The following is a 439-nucleotide window of genomic DNA, read 5'->3' on the forward strand; positions in this document are numbered from 1 at the left end:
GAGTTACACCACAAAGAAGAGATACAGCATGGTGGAGAAGTATTCCATGTAGATAATTTATGTGTCCTTACCCCGAAACGACATATCAGCATACATAAGGATCAATAATATGAAGCTTGTAATTAAAGATGCCTTACAAGACTACACCGAGGCGGAATTCTATCGCTTCTTAGAAGAATTTTTTGAAGACACCGACACTAACGATTTAGATGATGAAGCTTATGACTTGCATATATCAAATCTATCCGCTCATTTTTCAGAGTTAGTATCTCACCCTGATGGTAATGCTTTGATCTTCCACCCTTCCCCAGATAGAGAGGACTCTCCTGACGGTGTTATTCTAGAAATAAAAGAGTGGTGCGCTAAGCAAGGAGAACCTTGCTTCAAAGAGTAAAAAGTAAAAGGCGTCACGATGACGCCTTTTCTTATTCACACGACT

1 protein-coding gene and 1 pseudogene are annotated in these 439 nt (G+C 39.6%); both read left to right on the forward strand.

The features are described from left to right. Positions 1 to 108 (forward strand): annotated as a pseudogene (locus IQR33_RS35905) (HNH endonuclease); the annotation flags it as partial. Position 109: 1 nt separating this feature from the next. Then, entirely contained in the window at positions 110 to 394 is a 285-nt protein-coding gene (locus tag IQR33_RS18995; RefSeq protein ID WP_038160611.1) for a bacteriocin immunity protein, read from the forward strand. Positions 395 to 439 lie beyond the last annotated feature (45 nt).

The sequence above is a fragment of the Vibrio sp. OPT46 genome, from assembly GCF_015163535.1.
Taxonomy (GTDB): Bacteria; Pseudomonadota; Gammaproteobacteria; order Enterobacterales; family Vibrionaceae; genus Vibrio; species Vibrio alginolyticus.

Coding starts and splice junctions, on each gene's coding strand:
- IQR33_RS18995 (WP_038160611.1), top strand. CDS start 110: ATGAAGCTTGTAATTAAAGATGCCTTACAAGACTACACCGAGGCGGAA.